The sequence below is a fragment of the Mucilaginibacter sp. genome, assembly GCF_036383575.1.
Lineage (GTDB): Bacteria > Bacteroidota > Bacteroidia > Sphingobacteriales > Sphingobacteriaceae > Mucilaginibacter.
The window spans coordinates 1-6,190 of record NZ_DASVOB010000513.1 but is presented as its reverse complement, the minus strand read 5'-3'; the positions used below and the strand labels follow the sequence as shown (position 1 = coordinate 6,190).

Below are 6,190 nucleotides of genomic sequence, written 5' to 3'. Positions count from 1 at the left end.
CAACCGTTGTATCCCCTTCAATAACCAGTAAAGGCGTTTTAAGATTGTTCATCCAATTTTTGTGCGAATGCAAACTCCGACTATTGGTAATAAGTCCATCATACCCTCGAGCCCATTCAATAAACTCATTGTAAAGACGGTTTCGTTCTTTATTAGTATAGATAATATCACCGTAGCGTTCATATTCCCTGTCCTTTAATCGTTGAAGCCTTAGCTTCTGTGGGATATACAAAAATACTGACAGGTTAAACTGCCAGTTATTATTCCAATTAATGACAGAACCACCAAGGATCCAACTCTCATTGCCGGCCATTTCTTTGTTGATCAAAGTATTTCTTTCCTCGGGAGGCCTTCGCTCAGTAAAGGGTGGATCGGAAGGGAACCAGAAATAATGATCGCTGTCGAAATAGGGATAGCCCAGCTTTTTGCTCAAAGCCTGGCCGAGTGTGGTTACTCCCGAACCCGAAGCACCGAAGATGTTGATGTGCATAAAGTAGATAAATTGTTGGGCAAATAACTAAATATTCGCCAAAAATCACACATCATAAATCACCATAAGTAAACTGTTAATCAGAAGCTTATAACAGAACAATCATTTTACTCAGTGTATTGAGTAAAATGATGTAGCTAATATTGATGCGGTACTGATAAAGCAGATTCTGCATAATCTATAATATCCTGCTCTTTCAATTCTTCTAAACGCGCTTTAACTAAGCGGTAATCAACCGAAGCAGGTACATCCATGGCAAAATATTTATCACTCATACCCTCCCAGTTACATCCCATTTCTTCAAATAATTTACCAATACTCTTGAGGTCGGCAGTATCGCTCGTTAAAATCACATGAATGGTTGAATTACCGGAATATTCTCTCGTTTCGCGGTAAGTGAGCATTTGTTCATCGGCATCATATTCGGCAAATACAATATCATCCACTGCAATAATCGGCAGGTAAAAAGGGATATTATCCAAGGCATAAAGACCCTCTTCTTCATTAACCACTTTAGCCCACATGGTTTCTACGGTCATCTCTTCTAAAATAGTGCTATATAACCTGAATAGTATTTTTACATGTTTATCATCAGCCATAAAACAAACTTACTCATTTCCCGCTTTAACCCTCCGCTCCATCACCTCTTTCCAGGTGGTTAAAATAAAGCCTTTTTGCTTTAAATAAGCTTTTAGTCGCGGATCGGTCATGGCCAGCAGGTCGCCTTTTCGTTTCTGACCTTCGTTACAGATATTCTTAAACTGCGGAGAGGGCTGTGTGCAGTGCATCAGCACCATGGTTAACCCCGGCGAAAAACGCTCAAAATTTTCGATATAATGATCGGTGTACCACTTTTGCAATTCCTTATCTGTAGCTTTTTCGATATCAGGCATTACCCAGTCGTAACTTGAGTTATCAAGGTCATCCAATACAGGTAAGCCACCTTTCCAAACCAGTTCGCCAAGGTCCCTCACCTTGTTCAGTTCTGCCGGTTCGGGAATGGTTATGCCTTCGGTATATTTCCCATCTTTTTTAAGCTGGGCTATTGTAGCGTTTTTTGCTTCGGCCCGATAAAACAAGTCTTCGCCACCAGGCAGCATTACAGGAATTTTCTTTTCAATGCCGAGATTAATATATTTTTCGAGGAAAGCGGGTTTTGCAAACAGTGTTCCCATATGTGAATCGAGATGTGTTGGCGTAAAGCCCATGGTTAAGGCGCGGTCAAGCTGGGTACGGATTTCCTTATCAATCTCATCGGCAGTAGCATGGAAATAAACGGCGACCACTCCCGGCCAGAACGCGCCCTCTTTATCCACCAGCCCAGGAACCGTGGTTTTACCGGCCAGCGGGCCCCAGCGGTAATTTTGCCATTCGGAGGTGAGGGTTAAATGCAACCCGGCATCAATGCCCGGATGTTGATCCATATAATGTTTAAAATCGGGTCCCCACGGGCAGGGCATCATTACACTGGTTGATGTGGCTACGCCATCACCTATGGCTTTCTCCACGCCCTCGTTTGATTCATGCGACATACCGGCATCGTCAACATGCAAAATAATTACACGTGCACCTTTTGGCCAGCCAAGCTTTTCGGCATAGGTTTTGGTTTGCTGGGCACAAACGGTCATGCCGAAAGCAATACCAGCAACGGTAAGCAGTAAGTTCTTCATCCGGATAATTTTAGGATATAAAAGGTAGTTAAAAATAGAAATTTAATTACCAAATGTGACATGCAAATGCCAATTTAAGCCCTGCAAATACACACGTTTTTACTACTTTTGAAATTAATGCTTCCCGCAACGAACCATACACTCGAGAAACTGGAAATGCTGTTAAAAACGGCCGGTTACAAGGTGCGTTATGAAAAGGGCAACTTTAAAACCGGCGCCTGCCTGCTGCTTAATAGCAAAATGATCGTAGTGAACCGTTTCTCCAACCTGGAAAGCAAGATACTTGCCCTGGCTGAGCTATTGCGCGAACTTGAGGTAGATTACAAGCTGCTTGATGATAAACAGATTGCATTTTTGCAGGAAATTAAACAAACAAAACTGCAGCTGTGACCATAACATTTTTAGGAACCGGAACGTCGCAGGGGGTACCTGTTATTGCGTGTAACTGCGAGGTTTGCCTCTCAACAGATAAGCATGATAAGCGCCTGCGCAGTTCAATTTTAATTGAATCTGAAGATAAGGTCATTGCCATTGATTCGGGCCCCGATTTCAGGTACCAGATGCTGCGTGCCAATGTACAACACCTTGACGCTATAGTTTTTACACATGAACATAAAGATCATGTTGCCGGGATGGATGATATCCGGGCTTTTAACTACAAGCAAAATGTACCTATGGATATTTATGCAGATGAAAGGGTGCAAAAAGCCCTGGCACGTGAATTTCCTTACATTTTTGATGGTACAGGCTACCCGGGTGTTCCGCAGGTAAATATGCATACCATTGGATTTGATCCTTTTAATATTGGGAATGTTAAACTTACCCCTATCGAGGTATTTCATTACAGGCTGCCTATAAAAGGTTTCAGGATCAAGGATTTTACCTATATCACTGATGCCAAAACAATCCCGGATGCCGAAAAGGAAAAGATAAAAGGCACCAAAAAATTAGTGATAAATGCCCTGCAAAAAGAAACGCATATCTCCCACTTTACACTTGAGGAGGCTATTGCTTTTGCCAATGATATAGGTGCAGAAACCACCTATTTTACGCATATAAGCCACAGGTTGGGCAAACATGCCGATGTATCTAAAGAACTCCCCGCCGGCATTGAACTGGCTTATGACGGATTAAAATTAACAATTTAACAAACTCGTAAATCCGTTGCCTCTTTTTCTTCGTAGTTACGAAAATAAAATAGCCCCTAATTTTATTTCTATATGGAGTATCTTGTATTTGTCAGCACCGCTAAAAAGTTAATGAGCGATGATGAGCTATTGGATTTGCTGCAATCAGCAAGGTTAAAAAACACTGAAAACAACATTACCGGAATGCTTCTTTATAGCGACGGAACCTTTATGCAGGTTCTTGAAGGTGAAAAAGAAGATTTACGCAGAGTTTATAATTTTATCCAGGCCGATCTAAGACACCGCAATATTATAGTAATGGCGACCGGAATACTTAACGAGCGAATTTTTTCTAAATGGTCGATGTCATTTGCATCAGTAAATGCCGATGTGCTTGAACTGATGGAGGGTTATTTAAACCCGGCATTTATTAAATTCACCAATGATGTTGATAGCCACCCTACGGTTACCATGATTAAAACATTTGCCGATAGTAACAGGCTTTCAACACCGGTACTTACGCTGTTTAATTAATTGTTTAAGCTATAAGCGGTTTTATACATAAAATCAGCTATCGGTTTTGTGTATAAATCTTTATATATTAACCTGCTAATTGACCCTAATTTCATGGAATATCTTGTTTATGTAAGCACCGCTAAAAAGTTAATGAGTGATGCGGAATTATTGGACCTGCTGCAAACAGCGCGAATAAAAAATGCAAAGTACAATGTTACAGGCATGCTCCTCTACAGTGAAGGCACCTTTATACAAGCGCTTGAGGGTGAAAAAGAAGATCTTTACACCATCTACAAAGCTATTGAACTCGATTTTCGCCATCGCAACATTATCCTAATGATAACAGGAAGTGTTGAGGAAAGAATCTTCCCTAAATGGTCTATGGCTTTTGCATCGGTAAATGCAGACGTGCTGGAATTAATAGAAGGCTATTTAAGCCCCTCGGCCAAAAACTTCATTGGCGACAATAACCACGCCACGGTTACCATGCTTAAAACCTTTGCTGCAACCAACAGGCTTTCCGTATCGTTTTAAAGGTTTAATTATTTAATCCGCGACCTATTTTATGCCGAGCTTGAATGCTGCGGCTTTGGTTAATGATCCGTCAAGCTCTTCGCCAGCTTCGTCCAATAATGTTTTAAGATAGGAATGTTGCGTCCCGGTTACAAGTTCATCTCCGTTATACATTCATCGGTTTTTTTTACGTGTTTGAGCCTTTTGCTTTATTTTGATCAATATCTCTCCCTTGTCCGATTTGTGAGCGCATCGGGACTTACAGTTCAATAAAACTCACCCTGTCAATAGTGCCCTTATACTGTTTTAAATGTCCCTTATCGCTCGCGTCAACCACTCCCCTGATGGTTACTTTACGCTTATTCATTTGAGTAAACTGGCCATCATTATAGGTAAACAAACCAATATGTGTACCCGGCAGATAAAGCGGGCAATCCTGGCTAAAATCAACCCATATGGCGTTATGCAGATCGTGATTTGAAAAAAGGCTATCGTTGAAAAGCGCCGATTGCTCATTCCCCTCTTTGTATTTGCCGCTCACCTCCACGTATTGCTTATCGTATTTTTCAATATGATTAATAAGCTCGGTAAAAGAAACCTTCTGATAGTCTTTGGAAACATTGCAATCGCTTTGGAAGATCTTTTTTTGTTTGGCGCATGCCCCAAGCAAAACTAACAACGGTAAAATCCGGAGCAGATTTTTAATATGGATAAACGCCGCAGTCATATAAATCAGGAATGTTTAAGATAGCGAAAATATCTATCGTTAAACCTTATAACAGATATTTTACAGCGAGGTTACAGATGTTATAGTTATTGCGCAATTTATCTTTGCTAAAACGTTTAGGCATCTTGTTTCTTAGCTTAATGCTGTTATTTTTGTATATCAACATTTAACCTGAATTAACCTCCCATGAAATTAAAACTGATAGGCACCTTACTCCTATTATCAGCATTGGGCGTACAAGCCCAGCAAAAAATCATCCCGCTTTATCCTGGCGCAGCCCCCGGCTCCGAAAACTGGACCTGGACCGAAGGCGAAAGTGACAACAACGCTTTTAACACCAAAGTTCTTTACAACGTTACGCATCCTTCATTGAGCGTCTTCCTTCCGGATTCAGCAATCAACACAGGTACCGCCGTGGTTATTTGTCCGGGTGGTGGCTTTCATACCCTGTCAATCAACAGCGAGGGTTACGATGTAGCTAAATGGCTCAACAAACAGGGCGTAACCTGCTTTGTATTGAAATACCGGCTGACCCATAGCCTGACCAACGATCCGGTAAAGGAACTGATAGCCAAAATGGCTCAGAAAGATTTCCCAAAACAAGTAGCGCCGATAGTTCCACTGGGGATTGCCGATGCCCGTGCAGCGCTCGCTTATGTGCGCGAACATGCCGCTGAATATCATGTTTCGCCGCAACGGATAGGTATCATGGGCTTTTCGGCCGGTGGAACGCTGGCCAGTGCAGCGGCCTTTAATTACACTGCCGCCAACAAGCCCGACTTTGATGCTCCTATTTATGCCTACGTACCGCCCGAGTTGCTTTCAAAGATCCCTGATGATGCGCCGCCAATGTTCATAGCTGCTGCTACAGATGACCAGCTTGACCTTGCACCACATAGCGTGGAACTTTACAACAAGTGGCTGGCATCAAAACATAGCGCCGAACTGCATATGTATGTTAAAGGCGGTCATGGTTTTGGCATGCGCAAACAAAACTTACCTACCGATACCTGGATAGACCGGTTTAATGATTGGCTGGAACTGCAAGGCTTATTAAAACCGGTTAACTCCCAATTAAAATCGGCTAAGGAAAGAACGGAGCAATGGGAAGCCTACCACAAACAATGGGAAGATGCATTCCATAAAG

10 protein-coding genes are annotated in these 6,190 nt (G+C 42.1%); 5 read left to right on the top strand and 5 right to left on the bottom strand.

The window, feature by feature from the left end; genetic code table 11:
* The 3 genes from VF500_RS18135 to VF500_RS18125 all read right to left on the bottom strand — a co-directional run.
* Positions 1 to 490, bottom strand: a 490-nt coding sequence (locus tag VF500_RS18135; protein WP_330861030.1) for an AAA family ATPase, incomplete at its 3' end; no start/stop codon positions are given.
* A 137-nt stretch (positions 491 to 627) separates the two neighbouring features.
* A complete protein-coding gene (locus VF500_RS18130) occupies positions 628 to 1,089 on the bottom strand; it encodes a DUF4265 domain-containing protein (protein WP_330861029.1) in 462 nt (153 codons plus the stop codon).
* A 9-nt stretch (positions 1,090 to 1,098) separates the two neighbouring features.
* Positions 1,099 to 2,160, bottom strand: a complete 1,062-nt coding sequence (locus VF500_RS18125; RefSeq protein ID WP_330861028.1) for a polysaccharide deacetylase family protein — start codon at positions 2,158 to 2,160, stop codon at positions 1,099 to 1,101.
* A gap of 117 nt (positions 2,161 to 2,277) precedes the next feature.
* Between VF500_RS18125 and VF500_RS18120 the strand changes: the two genes are divergently transcribed.
* The 4 genes from VF500_RS18120 (at position 2,278) to VF500_RS18105 (ending at position 4,337) form a co-directional block, all read left to right on the top strand.
* Positions 2,278 to 2,550, top strand: a complete 273-nt coding sequence (locus VF500_RS18120; protein WP_330861027.1) for a hypothetical protein — start codon at positions 2,278 to 2,280, stop codon at positions 2,548 to 2,550.
* A complete protein-coding gene (locus tag VF500_RS18115) occupies positions 2,547 to 3,308 on the top strand; it encodes an MBL fold metallo-hydrolase (protein WP_330861026.1) in 762 nt (253 codons plus the stop codon). The genes VF500_RS18120 and VF500_RS18115 overlap by 4 nt, the downstream gene beginning before the upstream one ends.
* A 72-nt stretch (positions 3,309 to 3,380) precedes the next feature.
* A complete protein-coding gene (locus VF500_RS18110) occupies positions 3,381 to 3,821 on the top strand; it encodes a BLUF domain-containing protein (RefSeq protein ID WP_330861025.1) in 441 nt (146 codons plus the stop codon).
* A 93-nt stretch (positions 3,822 to 3,914) separates the two neighbouring features.
* Positions 3,915 to 4,337 (top strand): BLUF domain-containing protein, encoded by a 423-nt coding sequence (locus VF500_RS18105; protein ID WP_330861024.1) that lies wholly within the window; start codon positions 3,915 to 3,917, stop codon positions 4,335 to 4,337.
* A gap of 24 nt (positions 4,338 to 4,361) precedes the next feature.
* Here the strand turns inward: VF500_RS18105 and VF500_RS18100 are convergent, their stop codons facing one another.
* Together VF500_RS18100 and VF500_RS18095 are read right to left on the bottom strand one after the other, a co-directional pair.
* The gene (locus tag VF500_RS18100) at positions 4,362 to 4,490 is read right to left on the bottom strand and encodes a DUF3072 domain-containing protein (protein ID WP_330861023.1); all 129 of its coding nucleotides are present in this window, start codon (positions 4,488 to 4,490) and stop codon (positions 4,362 to 4,364) included.
* Between the two features lie 85 nt (positions 4,491 to 4,575).
* Positions 4,576 to 5,043: a hypothetical protein gene (locus VF500_RS18095; RefSeq protein ID WP_121231176.1), complete on the bottom strand. Its 468-nt coding sequence runs from the start codon at positions 5,041 to 5,043 to the stop codon at positions 4,576 to 4,578.
* Between the two features lie 186 nt (positions 5,044 to 5,229).
* Here VF500_RS18095 and VF500_RS18090 point away from each other — a divergent pair.
* The coding region (locus VF500_RS18090) for an alpha/beta hydrolase (RefSeq protein WP_330861022.1) at positions 5,230 to 6,190 on the top strand (961 nt) is incomplete at its 3' end.

Bases quoted from the DNA above. Each gene is read 5' to 3' on its own strand.
- VF500_RS18130 (WP_330861029.1), bottom strand. From the start codon at position 1,089: ATGGCTGATGATAAACATGTAAAAATACTATTCAGGTTATATAGCACT.
- VF500_RS18125 (WP_330861028.1), bottom strand. From the start codon at position 2,160: ATGAAGAACTTACTGCTTACCGTTGCTGGTATTGCTTTCGGCATGACC.
- VF500_RS18120 (WP_330861027.1), top strand. From the start codon at position 2,278: ATGCTTCCCGCAACGAACCATACACTCGAGAAACTGGAAATGCTGTTA.
- VF500_RS18110 (WP_330861025.1), top strand. From the start codon at position 3,381: ATGGAGTATCTTGTATTTGTCAGCACCGCTAAAAAGTTAATGAGCGAT.
- VF500_RS18105 (WP_330861024.1), top strand. From the start codon at position 3,915: ATGGAATATCTTGTTTATGTAAGCACCGCTAAAAAGTTAATGAGTGAT.
- VF500_RS18100 (WP_330861023.1), bottom strand. From the start codon at position 4,490: ATGTATAACGGAGATGAACTTGTAACCGGGACGCAACATTCCTATCTT.
- VF500_RS18095 (WP_121231176.1), bottom strand. From the start codon at position 5,043: ATGACTGCGGCGTTTATCCATATTAAAAATCTGCTCCGGATTTTACCG.